Raw genomic sequence first — 20,851 nt, 5'->3', positions numbered from 1 at the left:
CCCATGGACTTCGGACTCGTCCTGCAGACCGACCCGCCGGCCTCTCGGGTGATCGACCTGATGAAGCGGGCGGAACAGAACGGCTTCACCTACGGCTGGACCTTCGACTCCGCCGTGCTCTGGCAGGAACCGTTCGTCATCTACAGCCAGATCCTCGCGCACACCTCGCACCTGACCGTCGGCCCGATGGTCACCAACCCCGGCACCCGCACCTGGGAGGTGACCGCCTCCACCTTCGCCACCCTCAACGACATGTTCGGCAACCGCACCGTGTGCGGCATCGGCCGCGGCGACTCCGCGATGCGCGTCGCCGGACGCACCCCCAACACCCTCGCCCGCATCAGCGACGCCATGAAGGTGATCCGCGCCCTCGGCCGCGGCGACGAGGCCGACCTCGGCGGCGGCACGACCGTCCGCTTCCCCTGGATCACACCGGGCGCGGAAGTCCCCGTCTGGATGGCGGCGTACGGCCCCAAGGCGTTGAAGATGACCGGTGAGGAGGCCGACGGCTTCATCCTCCAGCTCGCCGACCTCTACCTCACCGAATACATGGTCAAGGCGGTCAAGGACGCCGCCGTCGCCGCCGGACGCGACCCGTCCGAGGTGAAGGTCTGTGTCGCCGCGCCCGCCTACGTCACCGAGGACGACTCGCCCGAGGCGCTCGCCCACGCCCGCCAGCAGTGCCGCTGGTTCGGCGGCATGGTCGGCAACCACGTCGCCGACCTGGTCTCCAAGTACGGCACCCACTCCGTCTCCGTACCGGAGGAACTCACCGACTACATCAAGGCACGCGAGGGCTACGACTACTCCCACCACGGCCGCGCCGACAACCCGGACACCGACTTCGTGCCCGACGAGATCGTGGACCGCTTCTGCCTCATCGGCCCGGTCGAGCGGCATGTGGAGAAGCTGCACGCCCTGCGTGAGCTGGGCGTCGACCAGTTCGCCCTCTATGACATGCACGACGCCCAGGAAGCGGTGATCGACGCCTACGGCGCACGCGTCATCCCCGCGGTCAACGCCTGACCCCACCCGCACCCGCGGTACCGACCCCCCACCCCTTGTCTCCCTCTCCGGCCGTCCCCGGAGAGGGGCCGAGGCCCCCGCACGGCCTTTCCCCAACCCGCTCTCCTCGATTGGCCTGCCCATGACCGAAACCGTCCCGACGGGGTCGCCCGCCCGCCACACCGCCGCCAGCCAGACCACCGACGCCGCCGGCCGGACAGAACTCGTCCCCGGCGCCTATCCCACCGACAGCCGCTTCGCCAACGAGGACCTGCGCCCCGTACCGGTCTCCGAACGCAAGTGGACCACCTACAACTTCGCCGCGCTGTGGATATCCATGGCGCACTGCATCCCCAGCTGGACCCTCGCCTCCGGGCTGGTCGCGCTCGGCATGGACTGGAAACAGGCCGTGTTCACCATCGCCCTGGCCAATGTCATCGTGCTGCTGCCGATGCTGGCCACCGGGCACGCCGGACCCAAGTACGGCATCCCCTTCCCGGTGCTCGCCCGCGCCTCCTTCGGGCTGCGCGGCGCCAACGTACCGGCGATGATCCGGGCCGCCGTCGCCTGCGGATGGTTCGGCATCCAGACCTGGATCGGCGGCAGCGGGATCTTCGCCCTCGGCTCCAAGATCACCGGAGGGCACTGGGAGAACGCCGGGCAGATCGCCGGCCACCCCTGGCCGCTGTGGCTGTGCTTCCTGCTGTTCTGGGCACTCCAGATCGCCATCATCTACCGCGGCATGGACTTCCTGCGCCACTTCGAGAACTGGGCCGCGCCCTTCGTCATCGTCGGCGCGTTCGTGCTGCTCATCTGGATCGCCGTCCAGGCCGACGGGTTCGGCCAGTTGCTCTCCCAGGAGTCCCGGCTCGGCTGGGGCGCCGACTTCTGGCCGGTCTTCTTCCCCTCCCTCATGGGCATGATCGGCTTCTGGGCGACGCTCTCCCTCAACATCCCCGACTTCACCCGCTTCGGCGCCAGCCAGCGCGCCCAGACCTGGGGACAATCCCTCGGCCTGCCCACCACCATGACCCTGTTCGCGATCCTCGCCGTGCTGGTCACCGCCGGCTCCGAGGTGGTCTACGGCCAGGCGATCTGGGACCCGGTGGAACTCGCCGCCCGCGCCGACCATGTCTTCGGGCTGATCTTCGCGCTGATCACCGTGCTGGTCGCGACCGTCTCCGTGAACATCGCCGCGAACGTGGTGTCACCCGCCTACGACCTGGCCAACCTCGCCCCCCGCCTCATCAACTTCCGCACCGGCGCGCTGATCACGGGCGTCGTGGGCATCCTGATCTTCCCGTGGAAGCTGATCTCGACGCCCGAGTTCTACATCTTCACCTGGCTCGGCGTGGTCGGCGGACTGCTCGGCACGGTCGCCGGCATCCTCATCGCGGACTACTGGATCATCCGCCGTACGGTGCTGCACCTCGCGGACCTGTACACCCCGGGCGGACGCTACTGGTACCACGCCGGGTGGAACTGGCGGGCGCTGGTGGCCTTCGCGGTCGGCGGGACGCTCGCCGTCGGCGGGTCGTACTCGACCACGAACGCCGACGGCGTGTCCTCCGGACCGTTCCCCCAGGACGGGCTCATCCCGTTCCTCCAGCCCCTCGCGGACTACGGCTGGGCGGTGGGCCTCGCCACCTCGCTGATCCTCTACGTGGTGCTGATGGGCGGCCGTCGCCGCACCGAATGACGCCCCGGCCACCCGGCCGCCCTCGGGAACCGGGCCCTACGAGCCCGACTTCTCCAGGGCGGCCACCGCCTCCTTCGCGGCCTTGATGGCGCCCTTGTTGATGACATCCGTACTCGGCGCCTCCTTCGTCTCGAAGTCGCTGCCGTTGTACGTGATCACCACCAGCGCGTTGTCCGCGAGGACCACCACCGTGCCCTCCCGGGTCTTCTGGTCGTCCTCGCTGGTGAGATTGACCACCGAGTACGCGGCGTCCCCCAGACCGGGGACCGCGCCGCCCCCGTCCTTCTCCTCGATCCGCCGCTGGTAGAACTTCTCCGCCGCCGCGTCCGAGTCCATCACCTCGTACGCCACGTCGAGCCACCGGTAGTCGTAGCCCTTCAGCGCGTTCCACGAACAGGTGCGACGCGACGCGGTGTCCGTCGACGGGATCTCCTTGCCCGCCGCCTTCACCCCCGGCACCAGCGAGGTCACCGTCTTCTCGGCGACGCTGTCACAGGGCGCCGGAGCCCCGGCGTACGTCTTGGGCTCCGGCGTCGCGGACGGGGCCGACTCGGACTGGGTACCGCTCTTCTCGGGCGTCTTGTCCTTGGCGACCGGTTCCTGGTCGGTTCCGGACGACATCACCCAGCCCGCACAGGCGAGCACGGCCACCGGGGCCAGACGCGCGGTGAGAGCGAGCGGCAGGGGGAGAGAACGCACGGGCGCACACTTCTCGTGGGGGACGGTGCGGAGGAGGGCCCGCACAGCGGACGGGACGCCAGTGTCACACGACTCCCCGTGGGGGGAAAGTGCGAACGCGCTGCGTACCCGGCCGGTGACACAACCCCGAAGTCCGCGCCCCGTGTGCCCGGTTATGTCTCCCGGGGGCGCGCGCGGCGCTCGGCGACCCGCCCGCGGGTCACGTCCCCGCGGGCGAACGCGCCCACGACGACTCGATCCGGTCCACGGCCAGGAACGCCCCGTACGCCACGAGATGCACCAGACAGTGGTCGCTGTGCTCCGGCCGCCGCCACGCCACCACGTCCTCCTCGGTGATCCGGTACGGCGCCAGCGCCGCCAGCAGCGCCAGCCGCGCACCGGGCCGCTCCGCACGCCCCGGGAACGCCTGCCGCGTCAGCGAGGGATGCGCCCCGTCCCAGGCCCGCACGGTCCGCCGTACGAGATCCTGGTCGTCGGCGTCGAGCAGCCCCGCGCCCATCAGCGCGGCCTCGCGCAGCGCCGCGTAGGCCGGACCCACCGGGCTGTCGGCCGCCCACCCGGGCGCCGGCCCGCAAGCGCCGCCGTCCAGCAGCGCGAGCGACGCACCGGGCGTGGCCCGCCGGCGCACCGCCGGGGCCAGCGAGCGCCCCACCAGACTGCGCACCGCCCGGATCCGCTCCGCCCCGTACGGCAGGATCCGCTCGACCAGCAGCGCCGACGCGATCCGGTTGATGAAGTGGAAGGACAGCGCGGTCCCCAGATAGGCGGGCGCCTCCGCCCGCGCGAAGGGATACGGCTCCGGCGGCGCGCCCGGTGTACGGCTGCGCCCGCCCCACTCCAGGAGGCGCGCCTGCGCGGGGTCCTCGGGCGTCTCCCCGCGGGCCACCCGCTCGGCGAGGGCGTGGTCGCCGGTGGCGTGCAGCAGCACGGTGTGCGCCGTCACGCAGAACGGGCACTTGTTGGCCAGCGACACACCGAGCGCGACGAGTTCCTTGCCGGTGCGGCTGCCGGGCCCGGCGATCAGCGACTCGCGCAGCAGCGCCCAGGCCGGGGCGAGGATCGCGGGAGCGGAGGTCAGGACCACGAAGGTCGACGGCTCGTCCAGTCCGAAGTCCTGGGCGAGTTGCCCGTACACCTCGGCGACACGGCCGGTCGCCGACTTGGCGGGCAGGGGTTCGGTGAAACGGAAGGGTGTGGACATGCGGCAACCGTGGCCGCCGGGGCCGCCCCCGGTCGTCGTACGGACGGAGCCGATCCGCGCTGCTCCGGACGGGCCGCGCCGACGCCGGACTACTGCGCCGGGAGTAGTGCGGGAGTTGTCCACAGGGCTGACGCCGATCCGCGCGGGGGCGTCTAGGGTGCGGACATGAGTGAGCGGGAGGCCCTTCGCGGACGGCTCGCCGACGGGGCCCTCGCGGCCGTCGTCGGCGCCCTGGTGCTGGTCACGGCCGCCCTGGACCCGGACACCCCCCCGCTGGACTATCCGCTGATCGTGGTGGCGAGCGCCGCCCTCGCCTGCTACCGCCAGGCTCCCCGCGCGGTGCTGGTCGTGGCGACGGCCGCGGGCACGGCCTATGTGCTGCACGCCCACCCGGGACCGCTCGCCGCGCTGCCCGTGCTGGCCGCCGTGCACACCGCCGCACGGGCCGGACACCGGGCCCTCGGCGCGGGCGCGGGCGCGGTGTTCCTCGCCGGGTACGCGCTCACCGGGCCCGGCGGCCAGGAGAGCACCGAACGGGCCGGACTGCTCGCGGGCTGGTTCCTGTGCGCGGTCGTCACCGGCCTGGCCGACCGCAACTGGCAGGCGTACCTGCGGCAGACCGAGCAACGGGCCCTGGAGGCCGAACGCACCCGCGAGGAGGCCGCGCTGCGCCGCGCGGGCGAGGAACGCCTGCGGATCGCCCGCGAGTTGCACGACTCGCTCACCCACAGCATCTCCATCGTCAAACTCCAGGCCGGCGTCGCCGCCCATCTCGCCCGCAAGCGCGGCGAGGAGGTGCCGCCCGCGCTGCTCGCCATCCAGGAGGCCAGCGGCGAGGCCATGCGCGAACTGCGCGCCACACTCCAGGTGCTGCGCACCGATGAACCCGTCGGCACCCCGGCCCTGCTGGTCGAGCGGGCCCGCGCCGCCGGACTCGCCGTCGACCTCGCCGTCACCGGCATCGAGCGCGCCCTGCCCCCGACCGTCGAGCGCGCCGCGTACCGGATCGTCCAGGAGGGCCTGACCAACGCCGCCCGGCACGCGGGCCCGGCCCAGGTGCGGGTGCGGCTCGACTACGGCGACACCGAGTTGACCGTCCGCGTGGACGACGACGGCACGGCCGACCCGGCCCGTCCCCCGAGCCCCGGCACCGGACTGACCGGAATGCGCGAGCGGGTGACGGCCCTCGGCGGCACCCTGCGCACGGCGCCGCGCGCGGAGGGCGGCTTCTCCGTACGGGCCCGACTGCCGCTGGCCGCGTCAGGGCTGCGGGGAAGCGGGCGCGAGGGGAAGAGGGACCTGGAGAGGACCGGATGAGGGGCGCGGCGGGGGAGGGACGGGCCGTCCGGGTGGCGCTGGTGGACGACCAGGCACTCATGCGCGCGGGCTTCCGGGCCCTGCTGGAGGCGGAGGACGGTATCGAGGTGGTGGGCGAGGCCGCCGACGGCGAGCAGGGCCTCGAACTGGTCAGGGCGACCGTGCCCGACATCGCCCTGGTCGATGTGCAGATGCCGGTGATGACGGGGATCGAGGCGACCCGCCGGATCGCGGCCGACCCGGCGCTGGCCGCCGTACGCGTGATCATCCTCACCAACTACGGCCTGGACGAGTACGTCTTCGACGCCCTGCGCGCGGGGGCGGGCGGCTTTCTCCTCAAGGACACCGAACCGGCCGACCTGCTCCAGGCGATCGAGGTGGTGGCCCGGGGTGAGGCCCTGCTCTCGCCGTCCGTCACCCGCACCCTCATCGGCGAGTTCGTCGCCCGCCCACCCGACCGCGCCACCGCCCCTGGCCTGGACCGCCTCACCCGCCGTGAACGCGAGGTCACCGCGCTGGCGGCCCACGGCCTCAGCAACGAGGAGATCGCCGCGCACATGGTGATCAGCCCGTTCACCGCCAAGACCCATGTCAGCCGGGCGATGACCAAGCTGGGCGCGCGGGACCGGGCCCAACTGGTCGTCTTCGCCTACGAGTCGGGCCTGGTGACGGCCCGCGAAGCCTGACCCCGCCGCCCGTCTACGAGGCCCCCTTGATGACCTCGACCTTCTTGTCCCCGGCCGCGGCGTGCGCCGGGGCGGCGGTGCCCACGGCGACCAGAGCGGCGGCGAGCGCCGCGACGACGGCGAGACCGGCGCGGGTACGGGTACGGCGGATCGTCATGGTTCCCCCTGCGAGACGGTGACCGGACCCACCGAGGTCCGGTTCGTCCCGGAAGCGTCCCACGCGAACCCTCCCCGGACAAGAGCAGTCCCGAGGGCCCGGTGCTCACCACGGCACCCGCCCTCCCTCACAGGACTGCCCTCTGCCCGAGGGCGGTCCAGGGGGAGCCCGCCCGTCACTCGTACCGGTACTTCAGCGAGTCCGCCTCCGCCTGCTCGATGTCCGCGATCGTCAGCTCCGGCATCCGCAGTTGGGCCAGTGTCACCTCGGCCGAGGTCGGCTGGACGTCCGCCGGCAGCCACTGCTCCGGCTTCCAGGCCCCGCTGCGCAGCAGCGACTTGGGGCAGTGCGGGTACACCTCCTCGATCCCCAGCACCAGCGCGCTGGCCGGCGGCTTGCCCACGGCGGTGAGCTGCGACAGCAGTTCCGGGCGGGTGGAGACGACTGCCCGGCCGTTCACCCGCAGGGTGGTGGTCCGTCCGGGGATGACGAACAGCAGCCCGGCCCGTCCGGTGGCGATGACGTTCTGGAGGGTGTCCAGCCGCTTGTTGCCGGTCGCGTCCGGAATCGCCACCGTCCGTGCGTCCAGGACGGCGACGAACCCGGCGGGGCCGCCGCGCGGCGAGACGTCGCAGTTGCCCTCGCCGTCCGAGCTGGCGATCAGGACCAGTGAGGAGCAGCCGATCAACCGCCGGGTGTGCTCGGTGAGTTCGGTCATCTGCTTGCGCACGGCCGCGCCGCCGGGGAGTTCGTACACCCGGCGCAACGCCTCCCGGTCGGGCACGGCGTCGAGGCGGAGCGAGTCGAAGGCACTGCCGGCAAGAGGAGTCGTCATGCCTGCGACCCTAACCAGCCGAGCCGGCATCGGTCCCGGTCGGTGAAGGCAGGGGCGGTGAGCGACCACCTTGTCGCGGAGCCGTGGAAGGAGACCGCCGACACAAACTCCCCGGATTCTCCCCGGCGCCGATCATGAGCGCCTATCATCCAGGCCGACCTTCGGAAAGAACGAGGTGAGAGCCCCGATGTTCACCACCCGACCCACCCTCCAGGGCACCTTCGGCATGGTGTCCTCCACTCACTGGCTGGCCTCGCAGGCCGCGATGGCCGTACTGGAGGACGGGGGCAATGCCTACGACGCCGCGGTGGCGGGGGCGTTCGTCCTGCACGTGGTCGAGCCGCATCTCAACGGTCCGGCGGGCGAGGTGCCGATCCTGCTCGCCCCGGCGGGCGGCGACGTACGGGTGCTGTGCGGTCAGGGCGTGGCCCCGGCCGGGGCGAGTGTCGGGCACTACCGGGCGCTCGGCCTCGCACTCGTCCCCGGCACCGGACCGCTCGCCGCCGCCGTGCCCGGGGCCTTCGACGCCTGGATGCTGCTCCTGCGCGACCACGGCACCAAGTCCCCCGCCGAGGTGCTGAAGTACGCCATCGGCTACGCCGAGCACGGGCACCCGCCGGTGGAGAACGTCGGCGCGACGGTGGAGTCGGTGCGCGAGCTGTTCGAGACCGAGTGGACGACCTCGGCCGACGTCTACCTGCCCGGCGGACAGGCCCCCCGCCCCGGTGAGCCCTTCCGCAATCCCGCGCTCGCGGCGACCTGGCGGCGCCTGCTCGCCGAGACCGCCGGAGCGGGCGACCGCGAGAGCCGGATCGAGGCCGCCCGGGAGGTGTGGCGGTCCGGCTTCATCGCCGAGGCGCTGGTACGGCAGTCGCGGCGCCCCACCCTGGACACCAGCGGCGAGCACCACACCGGCACCCTCACCGCCGAGGATCTCGCCGGGTGGTCCGCGCACTACGAGGCCCCCGTCACCCACGACTGGAACGGCTGGACCCTGTGCAAGGCAGGACCCTGGAGCCAGGGCCCCGCGTTCCTCCAGCAACTCGCGCTGCTTCCGCAGGAGTTGCCCCCCTACGGCTCCGCCGAGTACGTGCATCTGCTCGTCGAGGGCTGCAAGCTCGCCATGGCCGACCGCGAGGCATGGTACGGCGACGCGGCCGAGGTGCCGGTGGCGGAGCTGCTGTCGCGGGAGTACAACGACCAGCGGCGTGAGCTGGTGGGGGAGCGGGCGTCCCTCGCGCTGCGACCCGGCAGCCCGGGCGGACGTACGGCACGGCTGTGTCGGCAGATCGGGGCCGGGGCGAACGGGGAACCCGGCGGCAGCTCGATGGGCGCGGGCGAGCCCACGGTGGCCCGGCCGGCGGCGCGGACCGCACCGGGTGAGCCGAGGGTCGGCGCCGACGGGCTCACCCGTGGCGACACCTGCCATCTGGACGTCGTCGACCGCTGGGGCAACATGATCTCCGCCACCCCCAGCGGGGGCTGGCTCCAGTCCAACCCCGTCGTGCCCGAACTGGGCTTCCCGCTCGGCACCCGGCTCCAGATGACCTGGCTGGAGGAGGGCCTGCCCAACTCCCTCACCCCCGGCCGCCGCCCCCGTACCACCCTCACCCCGTCCCTCGCCCTGCGCGACGGCGTCCCCGTGCTGGCCTTCGGCACCCCGGGCGGCGACCAGCAGGACCAGTGGCAACTGCACTTCTTCCTGGCCGTCGCCCTGCGCCACACCGTGCGCGGCGGACTCGACCTCCAGGGCGCCATCGACGCCCCGAACTGGCACAACGAGAGCTTCCCCAGCTCCTTCTACCCGCGCGGCACCCGCCCCGGCTCGGTCACCGTCGAGTCCCGGATGCCCGCGGAGATCGTCGCCGCGCTGCGCGACCGGGGGCACGACGTCACGGTGGGCGAGCCCTGGTCGGAGGGGCGGCTGTGCGCGGTCGCCCGGGACCCGCGCACCGGGATCCTGTCGGCGGCGGCCAACCCGAGGGGGATGCAGGGATACGCCGTCGGGCGCTGACCCGCCACCGGCCCCAGCGGCATCACGTGCGCTGATGCCTGCCCTGAGGTGCGTCTTCGTGCGTTCATGCCGATTCCACTGGGAGTACACGGCCCCGGCGGGGAATGTCAGCGCCCCGTGTTCTCATGGAGGGCATGAACGAAGACATGGAAACCATCGACGAGTTTCTCGCACGGCACGGCGCTGACGTGGAGGACGCGATCCTCAAGGCCGCGGCGGCGGAGATCCTGCCCCGCTTCCGGCGGCTCGCGGACCACGAGGTCGACCAGAAGAGCGGACCGCACGACCTGGTGACGGACGCCGACCGCAACGCCGAGCTGTTCCTCACCCAGGCCCTCGGCGACCTGCTGCCCGGCTCGGTCGTCGTCGGCGAGGAGGCGGTGCACGCCGACCCGGCGACCTACGCGGCCATCCGCGGCGACGCGCCGGTGTGGATCGTGGACCCCGTCGACGGGACCCGCCAGTTCGTCAACGGGGAGGACGGCTTCTGCACGCTGGTCGCGCTCGCGCGCGGCGGGGAACTGCTCGCCTCCTGGACCTACGCCCCCGCCCTCGACCAACTCGCCACGGCGGTCCGCGGCCGGGGCGCCCACCTCGACGGCGTACGGCTGCTGGCCGGAGCGCCGGAGGCCGGCCAGGACCTGCGGGTGGCCACCTCCCACCCGGACTACACAACCGACGAGCAGAAGCGGGCCCTGCTCGGCCTGCGCGTGCCGGGCGTGGCCCCGCGCCCCTGCGGCTCGGCGGGCCTGGAGTACCTGGCCGTCGCCCGGGGCGCATCGGACGCCGTCGCCTTCTCCTGGGAGGCGGCCTGGGACCACGCCGCGGGCCTGCTGCTCGTCACCGAGGCGGGCGGCGCCCACCTCACCCGCGACGGCGACCCCTTCCGGATCACCGGCGGCAACGTCCTGCCCTTCACGGCGGCCCGGGACGAGGCGACGGCCCGCCGCGTGGCGGCGCTGCTGACGGACGGCGCCTGAGCCACACCGCCCCCCTCGGCACGGCGGCAGCCTGCGGCGGCCCCCCGGCGGCCCCCCGGCGGACCCCCGTGAACCCGCCTTCCGGCGAAGCCGTGCCGTGGCCCCCGCCCGGGGTGTCGGTGGGGCGGCCTATCCTGATCGGGAGTGGCCATCGGCTGACGAAGGAGTCCGAAGGTGCCGTCGATGCTCGATGCGGTCGTGGTGGGTGCGGGGCCGAACGGACTGACGGCTGCCGTGGAGCTGGCCAGACGCGGCTTCTCCGTGGCCGTCTTCGAGGCCCGCAGCACGGTGGGCGGCGGCGCCCGCACCGAGGAACTGACCCTCCCCGGCTTCCGCCACGATCCGTGTTCGGCCGCCCACCCCCTGGGGATCAACTCCCCGGCGTTCCGTGCCATGCCCCTGGAGCGCCACGGACTGACCTGGCTCCAGCCCGCGCTGCCCATGGCCCACCCGCTGCCCGACGGCACCGCCGCCGTGCTGTCCCGCTCGGTCGCCGAGACCGCCGCGTCCTTCGGCCCGCGGGACGCGGGGGCGTACCGCAGACTGGTCCAGCCCTTCCTCGCCAGGTGGGACACGCTGGCCCACGACTTCATGTCACTGCCCCTGACCTCACTGCCCCGCGACCCGGTCACCCTCGCCCGCTTCGGACTCGTCGGCCTGCCCCCGTCCACCTGGCTCACCCGCCGCTTCCACGACGAGCGGGCCAGAACACTGTTCGCGGGCCTGGTCGCCCATGTCATCGCCCCGCTCGACGGCTTCGCCACCGGCGGGATCGGCCTGGTCTTCGCCCTCGCCGCCCACGCGCGCGGCTGGCCCCTCGCCCAGGGCGGCTCCCAGTCGATCTCCGACGCCCTCACCTCCTACCTCACGGAACTCGGCGGCGCCGTCCACACCGACTTCGAGGTCAAGCGCCTGGACGACCTGCCGCCCGCGCGCGCGTACATCTTCGACACCTCACCCACCGCCCTGGCCCGGATCGCCGGCTTCGGCTCGTACTACGCGGGCTACCGCTACGGCCCCGGAGTCTTCAAGGTCGACTACGCCCTCGACGGCCCGGTGCCCTGGACCGCGCCGGAGGCCCGCACCGCAGGCACCGTGCAGATCGGCAGCGACAGCGCCGAGATCGCCACCGCGCTGCGGGCGGCCTCCCGGGAGGACCGGGCACCCGAGCGGCCGTTCCTGATCACCGTGCAGCCCGGTGTGGTGGACCCGACCCGCGCCCCGGCGGGCAAGCAGGTCTTCTGGGCCTACGGCCATGTGCCCAACGGCTACACCGGCGACCTCACCGACGCCATCGAGCGCCAGTTGGAGCGCTTCGCCCCCGGTTTCCGGGACCGGATCCTGGCCCGCGCCACGGCCGGACCGCCCCAACTCGCCGCCCGCAACGCCAACTACGTCGGCGGGGACATCGCCTCCGGCGCGGTCTCCGGCCTCCAGACCCTGCTGCGCCCCCGGCTCACCCTCTCCCCGTACCGCACCCCGCACCCGGCGGTCTTCCTCTGCTCCTCCGCGACCCCACCGGGCCCCGGGGTCCACGGCATGTCCGGCCACAACGCGGCCAAAGCGGTCTGGCGGAGACTGCGGCAGACCTGACCGGCACCGGCACCCACCCCCCACCCGAACTCCCAGGCACCGAGGCCGACATGACCACCCTCACGCTCGTCCAGGGCGACCTCACCCGTCAGTCGGTCGACGCGATCGTCAACGCGGCGAACTCCTCACTGCTCGGCGGCGGAGGCGTGGACGGCGCCATCCACCGGCGCGGCGGCCCCGCGATCCTCGAAGCGTGCCGCGCGCTGCGCGCCGGGCACTACGGCAAGGGCCTGCCCACCGGTCAGGCCGTCGCCACCACCGCCGGTGAGCTGGACGCCCGCTGGGTGATCCACACCGTCGGCCCGGTCCACAGCACCACCGAGGACCGCTCCGCCCTGCTGGCCTCCTGCTACCGCGAGTCGCTGCGGATCGCCGACGAACTCGGCGCCCGTACGGTCGCGTTCCCCGCGATCTCCACCGGCGTCTACGGCTGGCCGATGGACGACGGAGCCCGGATCGCGGTCGAGACGGTCCGGACGACGGACACGGCGGTGACGGAGGTCCGCTTCGTGCTCTTCGACGACACCGCGTACGCCGCGTTCGCACAGCAGACGGACTGATCCCGCCCGGATACCTGAGCTGAGCCCGCCCCGGACCCGAGCTGAGCGCACCCCAGGCCCCCATCCCCGTAGTCCCGTCCATCTCTCAGGATTCAACAAATTCCGACGCGGCAATTGCTTCGGTTGTGTGCGAGTTCTAGGGTGAGCGCTCGCAGCCGCCCTTTTCCGCCGGCCTGCGCGCCTCCCCCCACAGGAGCCCGCAGCGCCGTGAGTTGACCCGCCCTCAGTTCGTGCAGCGCATCTGTTCGTCCCGAAAGGACACGGTCATGCCGCACCCGCACCCGCACCCCCACTCCGCCCCCCACGCCCCCCACTCCCGCCCCACCGTCAGCCGCCGGCGGCTCCTGGAAGGCGGTGCCGCCCTCCTCGGGGCCCTCGCCCTCTCCGGAGCCCCCGCCGCCGCGTCCCCGGGCGCCGCCCCCGACGCCGCCGCGCCACCCGAGTGGAACGGCCGGATGGATGTCTTCCGCCTCGGCACCGAGCCCCCGCACACCACGCTCATGCCGTACGCCGACATTCGCCAGGCCCTGGCGGGCGACCGCACCCGCTCGCCGTACCGGCTCAGTCTCGACGGGACCTGGAAGTTCGCCTACGCGGAGCGGCCCGAGGACCGCGACCCCGACTTCCACCGCCCCGACTTGGACGACCGGGACTGGGACACCCTCCCCGTGCCCGCCACCTGGCAGACCCACGGCCACGACGTGCCGATCTACGTCAACATCACCTACCCCTGGTGGGGCGCCAACGGCCGCGGCGAGAACGCCCGGCCCCCGGCCGCGCCGACCCGGCACAACCCCGTCGGCCAGTATCGCCGTACCTTCACCGTGCCGCGCGGCTGGTCGGGGCGGCGTACGTTCCTGCACTTCGAGGGCGTCAAGTCCGCCCACTACGTCTGGATCAACGGCGAACTCGCCGGCTACCACGAGGACTCCTACACCCCCGCCGAGTACGACATCACCGACCGGCTGCGGCCGGGCACCAACCGGATCGCGGTGGAGGTCTACAAGTACTCCGACGGCGACTGGCTGGAGGACCAGGACATGATCCGGCTGAGCGGGATCTTCCGCTCGGTCTACCTCTACTCCACCCCGCCCGTGCGGCTGCGCGACTTCAGGCTCACCACCCCGCTCGGCGACGGCCACACCTCCGCCGCGCTGTCGGTCACCGCGAGCGTGCGCGACCACGGCGGCGACGGCGCCGGGGCGTACTCCGTCGAGACCCAGCTGTACGACGCCGACGGTCACGCCGTCTGGCCCCGGCCGCTGCGGCAGCGGGCCGATGTCACCGACGGCGCGGAGACGACCGTAGAGGCGGCGAGACCCGTGCCCCGGCCCCGGCTGTGGTCCGCCGAGGAGCCGTACCTCTACACCGCCGTGCTCCGGCTGCGCGATCCGTCCGGCACGGTGACCGAGACCCTGTCGCACCGCGTGGGGCTGCGGGAGTTCGCCCTGAAGGACGGGCTCATGCGGATCAACGGGCAGCCGGTCTCCTTCAGGGGCACCAACCGCCATGAGATGCACCCGGTGCGCGGCACTGCCCTGACCCGCGCCGACATGGTCCAAGACATCACCACCGCCAAACGGCTGGGCATCAACAGCATCCGCACCTCCCACTACCCGAACAACCCGCTGTGGCTGGAGCTGGCGGACGAGTACGGGATCTATCTCGTGGACGAGGCCGACGTCGAGACCCACGGCATCCGCGACGAGTACCCCGGCGACCATCCCGACTGGAGGGCCGCCTGTGTGGCCCGCGCGCAGAACATGGTGCACCGCGACAAGAACCACCCCTCGGTCGTCATCTGGTCGCTCGGCAACGAGGCGGGCGGCGGCTCCACCTTCGTCGCCATGCACGACTGGATCCGCTCCTACGACCCCACCCGGGTCATCCAGTACGAGGGCGACGACCGGCCCGCGATCAGCGACATCCGCTCCAAGATGTACGAGAGCCCGGCCCGGGTCGAGGCCCGCGCCCGGGACAGCGGCGACCGGCGGCCCTACGTGATGATCGAGTACGCCCACTCGATGGGGAACTCGACCGGGAACCTCGCCAAGTACTGGGACGTCGTCCGCCGCCACGACGTCCTCCAGGGCGGCTGGATCTGGGACTTCGCCGACCAGGCCCTCGACTGGCCCACCCCGTCCCGGCAGCTGCTCACCGAACGCGGCCCCCGCGCGCTGACCGGGGAGATCCTCGCCCCCGGCGGCTCCTTCGACCGGGCGAAAGGGGTGTCAGGCGGTACCGTCTTCGCCCGCGACGACTCCCTCGACCTCACCGGTTCCCTCACCCTGGAAGCCTGGGTGACCCCCCACCACACCGGCTACCACCAGCCGATCCTCGCCAAGGGCGACACCCAGTACGCGCTCAAGCAGACCGAGCGGACCCTGGAGTTCTTCATCCACGGCGGCGGCCAGTGGATCACCGCGGGCTGGGAGGTGCCCGACGACTGGACCGGCCGGGAGCACCACATCGCGGGTGTCTTCGACGCGGACGCCGGCACCCTCACCCTGCACGTGGACGGCACGGTACGGGCCACCCGCGGCACCGACCGGCGGCCGGACCGCAGCACCGCCCCGCTCTCCCTCGCCACCGACGTGGACAACTGGACCCGGGAGTTCAGCGGTACGATCCGCCGCGCCCGCGTCCACGCCCGCGCGCTCACCGCCGCCGAACTCGCCTCCACCCGGCGCGGACCCGGCGACGAGGGCGTCCGGTTCTGGTTCGACGCCGCCGACGCCGGGCACACCGAGAAACGCCCGCGCGGGACATCCTTCGCCGCCTTCGGCGGGGACTGGGGCGACAACCCCAACGACGGCAGCTTCTCCGCCGACGGCATCGTCCTCGCCGACCGCGGCCACACCGGCAAGGCCGCCCAGGTCAAACGGACCTACCAGGCGATCCGGGCCACCCCCGCCGACGGCCCGGCGGGCACGGTCACCCTCATCAACGAGCACCTCTTCACCAACCTCCGTGACTACGACGGCCGGTGGGCCCTGGTGAGGGACGGCGAGACCATCGGCGGGGGCCGGCTGACCCGCGCCCAGCTCGACGTACCGCCCCTGAGCGAGCGGCGGGTCACCGTCCCCGTACGGCTGCCCGCCGACCCGCCGCCCGGCGCCGAGTACTTCCTGGAGCTGTCCTTCACCACCAAGGAGCGCACCCCCTGGGCCGCGCCCGGCTTCGAAGTGGCCCGGGAGCAGCTACGGCTCGACGCGGGGAGCCCCGAGGTCACCCCCGTGCCGCTCGACACCGTGCCGCGCCTGCGCCACGAGGACGGACAGCGGACGGTCACCGTCACCGGCGCGGACTTCACCGTCACCGTCGACAAGGGCAGCGGCCTGATCACCGCCTACGAGGCCCGGGGCCGCGCCCTCGTCGCCTCCGGCCCCGCGCCCAACTTCTGGCGGGCGCCCACCGACAACGACAAGGGCAACGGCCAGCACGTCCGCAACCAGGTCTGGCGCGACGCCGGAACCCGGCGCACAGTGACCGGGGTGACCGTGCGCGCCCTGCGCGACCGGGCCGTGGAGATCGCCGTGCGCGGCACCCTGCCGACGGCGCCGGAGTCGACGTACGGCACCACCTACACCGTCTTCGGCAACGGCGAGATCAAGGTGGACAACAGCCTGCGCCCGGGCTCCGGCGGGCTGCCCTACATACCCGAGGTCGGCACCCTGCTGTTCCTGCCCGCCCGGCTGGAGCGGCTGCACTACTACGGGCGCGGCCCCGAGGAGAACCACTGGGACCGCCACGACGGCACCGACGTCGGCCGCCACTCCGGCACGGTCACCGGGCAGGGCACCCCGTATGTGCGCCCGCAGGAGAACGGCAACAGGACCGAGGTCCGCTGGGCCGCGCTCACCGGCCCCGACGGCACCGGACTGCTGGTCAGCGGGGAACCCCTGCTGGAGATCAACGCCTCCCACCACACGCCGGAGGACCTGTCGTGCGGGGCCCGCCACGACTACCAGCTCACCCCGCGCGAAGAGGTGGTCCTCCGCGTCAACCACCGCCAGATGGGCGTCGGCGGCGACGACAGCTGGGGCGCGCACACCCACGACGAGTTCAAGCTGCACGCCGACCGGGAGTACCGCTACACCTACCGGCTGCGGCCCCTGCGGGACGTGGCGGACGCGCAGGCCCTCACCCGGCGGCCCACCGGGACCCGGTAGGCGGCGCCCGCGAGGCGCGCGGTACGGAAGGCGAGGCGCGTCATAGTGCGTCGATCACGGTGGCGGGGAGCTTTCCGGGGAGAAACAATTCCCCGGGGGCCCACCCGCCCCCGCGCACCGCCGGTCCCACCCCGGCCGGCCGCGCCGCCCGTACGTCACGGATCCAGGGAGAGGCCCCCGCATGGACGAGCAGGACGAGCGCTTCGACGTCGTGGTACTCGGCGCGGGGCCCGGCGGGTACGTCGCCGCGGTCCGCGCCGCCCAGCTGGGCAAACGCGTCGCCGTGGTGGAGGAGAAGTACTGGGGCGGCGTCTGTCTGAACGTCGGCTGCATCCCGACCAAGGCCCTGCTGCGCAACGCGGAGCTGGCCCATATCGTCACCCGTGAGCAGAAGACCTTCGGCATCAAGGTCGACGGCACCGTCACCTTCGACTACGGCGAGGCGTACCGGCGCAGCCGCAAGGTCGCGGACGGCCGGGTCAAGGGCGTCCACTACCTGATGAAGAAGAACAAGATCACGGAGTTCGACGGCCGGGGCACCTTCCTCGACGCGCACACCCTCCAGGTCACCGACTACGAGGGCACCACCCGCACCCTCTCCTTCGAGAACTGCGTCATCGCCACCGGCGCCAGCCCCAAACTGCTGCCCGGCACCCGCCGCACCTCGCGCGTGGTCACCTTCGAGGAGCAGATCCTCGCCGAGGAACTGCCCCAGTCCGTGATCATCGCGGGCGCCGGCGCCATCGGCGTGGAGTTCGCGTACATCCTGCACAACTACGGCGTGAAGGTCACGATCGTCGAGTTCCTGGACCGGATCGCCCCGCTGGAGGACGCCGACGTCTCCACCGAACTCGCCCGGCAGTACCGCAGGCTGGGCATCGACGTGCTCACCTCCACCCGGGTCGACGGCATCGACGAGTCCGGGGCGCGGGTCGCCGTCACGGTCACCGCGAAGGACGGCTCCCCGCAGGTGCTGGAGGCCGACAAGGTGCTCCAGGCCATCGGCTTCCAGCCCAACGTCGAGGGCTACGGCCTGGAGAGGACGGGCGTACGGCTCACCGAGCGCGGCGCGATCGACGTCGACGGCCGCTGCCGCACCTCCGTGCCGCACCTCTACGCCATCGGCGATGTCACCGCCAAGCTGATGCTCGCGCACGCCGCCGAGTCCATGGGTGTGATCGCCGCCGAGACCCTCGCGGACGCGGAGACCATGGAGCTGAACCATGTGATGATCCCCCGCGCCACCTACTGCCAGCCGCAGATCGCCAGCTTCGGCTACACCGAGGACCAGGCCCGTGAGCTGGGCCACGACGTCAAGGTGGCCACATTCCCCTTCACCGCCAACGGCAAGGCGCACGGCCTCGGCGACACCGCCGGCTTCGTGAAGCTGATCTCCGACGCCACCCACGGCGAACTGATCGGCGGCCATCTCATCGGCCCCGACGTCACCGAACTGCTGCCGGAGCTGACCCTGGCCCAGCAGTGGGACCTCACCGTCCACGAGGTCGCCCGCAACGTCCACGCCCACCCGACGCTCGGCGAGGCGGTCAAGGAGGCGGTGCACGGACTGGCCGGCCACATGATCAACATGTGAACCGGACCACCGTCCAGGGGTACGACGTACGCACTCCGGGCCCTGACGCCCCGGGCCCTGACGCCCCGGGCTGCCTGACGCCCCGGGCCCGACACCCCGGGCTGCCTGAGACCCCGGGCCCGACACCCCGGCGAGTTCACCCGTACGGCCCCCAGCGCTCGCCGCGCGGCCCGCTCCCGGGTTCTGCTGAGCCCATGAGCCAGAACGCACCGCACCCGGGTGACGAGCCGCAGGGCCGCCCCCGACGGCCCGACAGCGAGACCGGCGACGCCTGGACCGCGCCCCCGCCGCAGCGCACCGACGCGGGGGGCGGCGGCTGGGTCACCGGCGGCATCACCTTCGCCGGAGTGCTGATGCTTGTCGGCGGTGTCCTCGCCATCCTCCAGGGCGTCGCCGCGATCTCCGACGACCATGTGTACGCGAGCGTCGGCACCTACATCTACGAGATCAACCTGACCGGCTGGGGCTGGATCCATGTGGTCCTCGGCGCGCTGTTCGCGATCACCGGCTGGGGCGTCCTGACGGGCGCGGCCTGGGGCCGTGTCGCGGGCATCGCCCTGGCCTCGCTCAGCCTGGTCGCCCAGTTCCTCTTCCTGCCCTACGCGCCCGTCTGGTCCGTCGTCATGATGGCCATCGACGTGTTCATCATCTGGGCGCTGGCCTCCGGACAGGAGGCGGCGAGCCGCCGCAGGCACGCCGCCCACGGCGGTCGCCCCGCACCCCTGTGAGACCCGTACAGTGATCCGGACCGGCGCAGCACAGCCGAGGTAGAGGTCGGATTCCCGCCAGCCCGAGCGGCCCCGGTCGCCGATGCTTGACCCATGCAGAACGGGATGCACACCGACACCGAACGCTGTGTCCGCGCCGTCCGCTCCAAGGACGCCCGGTTCGACGGCTGGTTCTTCACGGCGGTCCTGACCACCGGGATCTACTGCCGGCCCAGCTGCCCGGTGGTGCCGCCGAAGGCCGAGAACATGGTCTTCCTGCCGAGCGCCGCCGCCTGCCAGCAGGCCGGCTTCCGGGCCTGCAAGCGCTGCCGCCCCGACACCAGCCCCGGCTCCCCGGAGTGGAACCAGCGGGCCGACGCGGTCGCGCGCGCCATGCGGCTGATCGCCGACGGCGTCGTGGACCGCGAGGGCGTCACCGGACTCGCCGCCCGGCTCGGCTACAGCACCCGCCAGATCGAGCGCCAGCTCCTCGCCGAACTCGGCGCCGGACCGCTCGCCCTCGCCCGCGCCCAGCGCGCCGAGACCGCCCGGCTCCTCATCGAGACCACCACCCTGCCGATGGCCGAGCTGGCCTTCGCCGCAGGGTTCGCCTCGATCCGCACCTTCAACGACACCGTCCGCGAGGTCTACGCCCTCACCCCGAGCGCCCTGCGCGCCCGCCGCCCCAAGGGCCAGCACCCGCAGGCCGTCACCGGGGCGCTCACCCTGCGCCTGCCGTTCCGCGCCCCGCTCCACCCCGACAACCTCTTCGGCCACCTCGCCGCCACCGCCGTACCCGGTGTCGAGGAGTGGCGCGACGGCGCCTACCGGCGCACGCTGCGGCTGCCGTACGGCCACGGCATCGTCGCGCTCACCCCCCGCCCCGACCATGTCGCCTGCCGGCTCACCCTCACCGATCTGCGGGACCTGCCCGTCGCCATCGCCCGCTGCCGCCGGATGCTCGACCTGGACGCCGACCCGGTCGCCGTGGACGACGCGCTGCGCGCCGATCCGGTGCTCGCGCCGCTGGTCGACAAGGCCCCGGGCCGCCGGGTGCCCCGCACCGCCGACGAGGCCGAGTTCGCCGTGCGGGCCGTCCTCGGCCAGCAGGTCTCCACCGCCGCCGCCCGCACCCACGCCGCCCGGCTGGTCACCGCCCACGGCGACCCCGTCGAGGACCCCGAGGGCGGACTGACCCATCTCTTCCCGACGCCCGAACGGCTCGTCACCGTGGACCCCGCGTCCCTGGCCATGCCCCGCACCCGCCGGACCACCCTCACCACCCTGGTCTCCCAGCTCGCCGACGGCACCCTGCACCTGGGCGTCGAGAGCGACTGGCCCGAGACCCGGCGGCGGCTGCTCGATCTGCCCGGCTTCGGCCCCTGGACCGCCGATGTCATCGCCCTGCGCGCCCTCGGCGACCCGGACGCTTTCCTCCCCACCGACCTCGGCATCCGCCGTGCCGCCGGGGAACTGGGCCTGCCGTCCACCCCGGCCGCCCTCACCGCCCGCGCGACGGCCTGGCGGCCCTGGCGGGCGTACGCGGTCCAGTACCTCTGGGCGACCGACGACCACCCCATCAACTTCCTGCCCGTCTGACCCCTGCGACCGAGAACACCCGAGGAACACCCC

At 73.0% G+C, this 20,851-nt stretch carries 16 protein-coding genes; 12 read left to right on the top strand and 4 right to left on the bottom strand.

From position 1 onward, the window contains the following. The first annotated feature begins 3 nt into the window (after positions 1 to 3). Complete coding sequence (locus ACIQNG_RS18360) at positions 4 to 1,026, top strand: TIGR03842 family LLM class F420-dependent oxidoreductase (RefSeq protein WP_401486110.1); 1,023 nt, start codon at positions 4 to 6, stop codon at positions 1,024 to 1,026. 121 nt (positions 1,027 to 1,147) lie between these two features. After that, on the top strand, positions 1,148 to 2,704 hold the full coding sequence (locus ACIQNG_RS18355; protein ID WP_401486108.1) for an NCS1 family nucleobase:cation symporter-1: 1,557 nt from the start codon (positions 1,148 to 1,150) through the stop codon (positions 2,702 to 2,704). Positions 2,705 to 2,740: 36 nt separating this feature from the next. Here the strand turns inward: ACIQNG_RS18355 and ACIQNG_RS18350 are convergent, their stop codons facing one another. Both ACIQNG_RS18350 and ACIQNG_RS18345 read right to left on the bottom strand, forming a co-directional pair. Beyond that, on the bottom strand, positions 2,741 to 3,403 hold the full coding sequence (locus ACIQNG_RS18350; protein WP_401486106.1) for a hypothetical protein: 663 nt from the start codon (positions 3,401 to 3,403) through the stop codon (positions 2,741 to 2,743). A 199-nt stretch (positions 3,404 to 3,602) separates the two neighbouring features. Then, complete coding sequence (locus ACIQNG_RS18345; protein ID WP_401486104.1) at positions 3,603 to 4,604, bottom strand: carboxymuconolactone decarboxylase family protein; 1,002 nt, start codon at positions 4,602 to 4,604, stop codon at positions 3,603 to 3,605. Positions 4,605 to 4,769: 165 nt separating this feature from the next. Between ACIQNG_RS18345 and ACIQNG_RS18340 the strand changes: the two genes are divergently transcribed. Together ACIQNG_RS18340 and ACIQNG_RS18335 are read left to right on the top strand one after the other, a co-directional pair. After that, positions 4,770 to 5,921: a sensor histidine kinase gene (locus ACIQNG_RS18340; protein ID WP_401486102.1), complete on the top strand. Its 1,152-nt coding sequence runs from the start codon at positions 4,770 to 4,772 to the stop codon at positions 5,919 to 5,921. Then, on the top strand, positions 5,918 to 6,607 hold the full coding sequence (locus ACIQNG_RS18335) for a response regulator (protein WP_401424864.1): 690 nt from the start codon (positions 5,918 to 5,920) through the stop codon (positions 6,605 to 6,607). The genes ACIQNG_RS18340 and ACIQNG_RS18335 overlap by 4 nt, the downstream gene beginning before the upstream one ends. A 13-nt stretch (positions 6,608 to 6,620) precedes the next feature. Here the strand turns inward: ACIQNG_RS18335 and ACIQNG_RS18330 are convergent, their stop codons facing one another. Both ACIQNG_RS18330 and ACIQNG_RS18325 read right to left on the bottom strand, forming a co-directional pair. Continuing rightward, positions 6,621 to 6,764, bottom strand: a complete 144-nt coding sequence (locus ACIQNG_RS18330) for a hypothetical protein (RefSeq protein WP_401486100.1) — start codon at positions 6,762 to 6,764, stop codon at positions 6,621 to 6,623. 175 nt (positions 6,765 to 6,939) lie between these two features. After that, positions 6,940 to 7,599, bottom strand: coding sequence for an MSMEG_1061 family FMN-dependent PPOX-type flavoprotein (locus tag ACIQNG_RS18325; protein WP_401486098.1), 660 nt, complete (start codon positions 7,597 to 7,599; stop codon positions 6,940 to 6,942). A 187-nt stretch (positions 7,600 to 7,786) separates the two neighbouring features. On the opposite strand from ACIQNG_RS18325, the gene ACIQNG_RS18320 reads away from it, so the two are divergent. The 8 genes from ACIQNG_RS18320 to ACIQNG_RS18285 all read left to right on the top strand — a co-directional run bounded on the left by ACIQNG_RS18320 (position 7,787) and on the right by ACIQNG_RS18285 (position 20,818). Beyond that, on the top strand, positions 7,787 to 9,613 hold the full coding sequence (locus ACIQNG_RS18320) for a gamma-glutamyltransferase family protein (protein ID WP_401486096.1): 1,827 nt from the start codon (positions 7,787 to 7,789) through the stop codon (positions 9,611 to 9,613). A 134-nt stretch (positions 9,614 to 9,747) separates the two neighbouring features. Further along, a complete protein-coding gene (locus tag ACIQNG_RS18315) occupies positions 9,748 to 10,593 on the top strand; it encodes an inositol monophosphatase family protein (protein WP_401486094.1) in 846 nt (281 codons plus the stop codon). A 183-nt stretch (positions 10,594 to 10,776) separates the two neighbouring features. After that, a complete protein-coding gene (locus ACIQNG_RS18310; protein ID WP_401424858.1) occupies positions 10,777 to 12,186 on the top strand; it encodes a phytoene desaturase family protein in 1,410 nt (469 codons plus the stop codon). Positions 12,187 to 12,236: 50 nt separating this feature from the next. Continuing rightward, positions 12,237 to 12,746 carry an O-acetyl-ADP-ribose deacetylase gene (locus ACIQNG_RS18305; protein WP_401486092.1) on the top strand — a complete coding sequence of 170 codons (510 nt, stop codon included), beginning with the start codon at positions 12,237 to 12,239 and terminating at the stop codon, positions 12,744 to 12,746. 266 nt (positions 12,747 to 13,012) lie between these two features. Beyond that, a complete protein-coding gene (locus ACIQNG_RS18300; RefSeq protein ID WP_401486090.1) occupies positions 13,013 to 16,918 on the top strand; it encodes a glycoside hydrolase family 2 TIM barrel-domain containing protein in 3,906 nt (1,301 codons plus the stop codon). Positions 16,919 to 17,099: 181 nt separating this feature from the next. Further along, a complete protein-coding gene (gene lpdA / locus ACIQNG_RS18295; RefSeq protein ID WP_401486087.1) occupies positions 17,100 to 18,512 on the top strand; it encodes a dihydrolipoyl dehydrogenase in 1,413 nt (470 codons plus the stop codon). A gap of 194 nt (positions 18,513 to 18,706) precedes the next feature. Then, complete coding sequence (locus ACIQNG_RS18290; RefSeq protein WP_401424851.1) at positions 18,707 to 19,240, top strand: hypothetical protein; 534 nt, start codon at positions 18,707 to 18,709, stop codon at positions 19,238 to 19,240. 93 nt (positions 19,241 to 19,333) lie between these two features. After that, positions 19,334 to 20,818, top strand: a complete 1,485-nt coding sequence (locus ACIQNG_RS18285) for an AlkA N-terminal domain-containing protein (protein ID WP_401424850.1) — start codon at positions 19,334 to 19,336, stop codon at positions 20,816 to 20,818. Positions 20,819 to 20,851: the final 33 nt, after the last annotated feature.

Source organism: Streptomyces sp. NPDC091377 (assembly GCF_044757045.1).
Taxonomy (GTDB): domain Bacteria; phylum Actinomycetota; class Actinomycetes; order Streptomycetales; family Streptomycetaceae; genus Streptomyces.
Note: the sequence above shows the minus strand (reverse complement) of the source record. Positions and strands in the feature narration are given on the sequence as shown.

Bases quoted from the DNA above. Each gene is read 5' to 3' on its own strand.
- ACIQNG_RS18360 (WP_401486110.1), top strand. From the start codon at position 4: ATGGACTTCGGACTCGTCCTGCAGACCGACCCGCCGGCCTCTCGGGTG.
- ACIQNG_RS18355 (WP_401486108.1), top strand. From the start codon at position 1,148: ATGACCGAAACCGTCCCGACGGGGTCGCCCGCCCGCCACACCGCCGCC.
- ACIQNG_RS18345 (WP_401486104.1), bottom strand. From the start codon at position 4,604: ATGTCCACACCCTTCCGTTTCACCGAACCCCTGCCCGCCAAGTCGGCG.
- ACIQNG_RS18340 (WP_401486102.1), top strand. From the start codon at position 4,770: ATGAGTGAGCGGGAGGCCCTTCGCGGACGGCTCGCCGACGGGGCCCTC.
- ACIQNG_RS18335 (WP_401424864.1), top strand. From the start codon at position 5,918: ATGAGGGGCGCGGCGGGGGAGGGACGGGCCGTCCGGGTGGCGCTGGTG.
- ACIQNG_RS18330 (WP_401486100.1), bottom strand. From the start codon at position 6,764: ATGACGATCCGCCGTACCCGTACCCGCGCCGGTCTCGCCGTCGTCGCG.
- ACIQNG_RS18325 (WP_401486098.1), bottom strand. From the start codon at position 7,599: ATGACGACTCCTCTTGCCGGCAGTGCCTTCGACTCGCTCCGCCTCGAC.
- ACIQNG_RS18320 (WP_401486096.1), top strand. From the start codon at position 7,787: ATGTTCACCACCCGACCCACCCTCCAGGGCACCTTCGGCATGGTGTCC.
- ACIQNG_RS18315 (WP_401486094.1), top strand. From the start codon at position 9,748: ATGAACGAAGACATGGAAACCATCGACGAGTTTCTCGCACGGCACGGC.
- ACIQNG_RS18310 (WP_401424858.1), top strand. From the start codon at position 10,777: ATGCTCGATGCGGTCGTGGTGGGTGCGGGGCCGAACGGACTGACGGCT.
- ACIQNG_RS18305 (WP_401486092.1), top strand. From the start codon at position 12,237: ATGACCACCCTCACGCTCGTCCAGGGCGACCTCACCCGTCAGTCGGTC.
- ACIQNG_RS18300 (WP_401486090.1), top strand. From the start codon at position 13,013: ATGCCGCACCCGCACCCGCACCCCCACTCCGCCCCCCACGCCCCCCAC.
- lpdA (WP_401486087.1), top strand. From the start codon at position 17,100: ATGGACGAGCAGGACGAGCGCTTCGACGTCGTGGTACTCGGCGCGGGG.
- ACIQNG_RS18290 (WP_401424851.1), top strand. From the start codon at position 18,707: ATGAGCCAGAACGCACCGCACCCGGGTGACGAGCCGCAGGGCCGCCCC.
- ACIQNG_RS18285 (WP_401424850.1), top strand. From the start codon at position 19,334: ATGCAGAACGGGATGCACACCGACACCGAACGCTGTGTCCGCGCCGTC.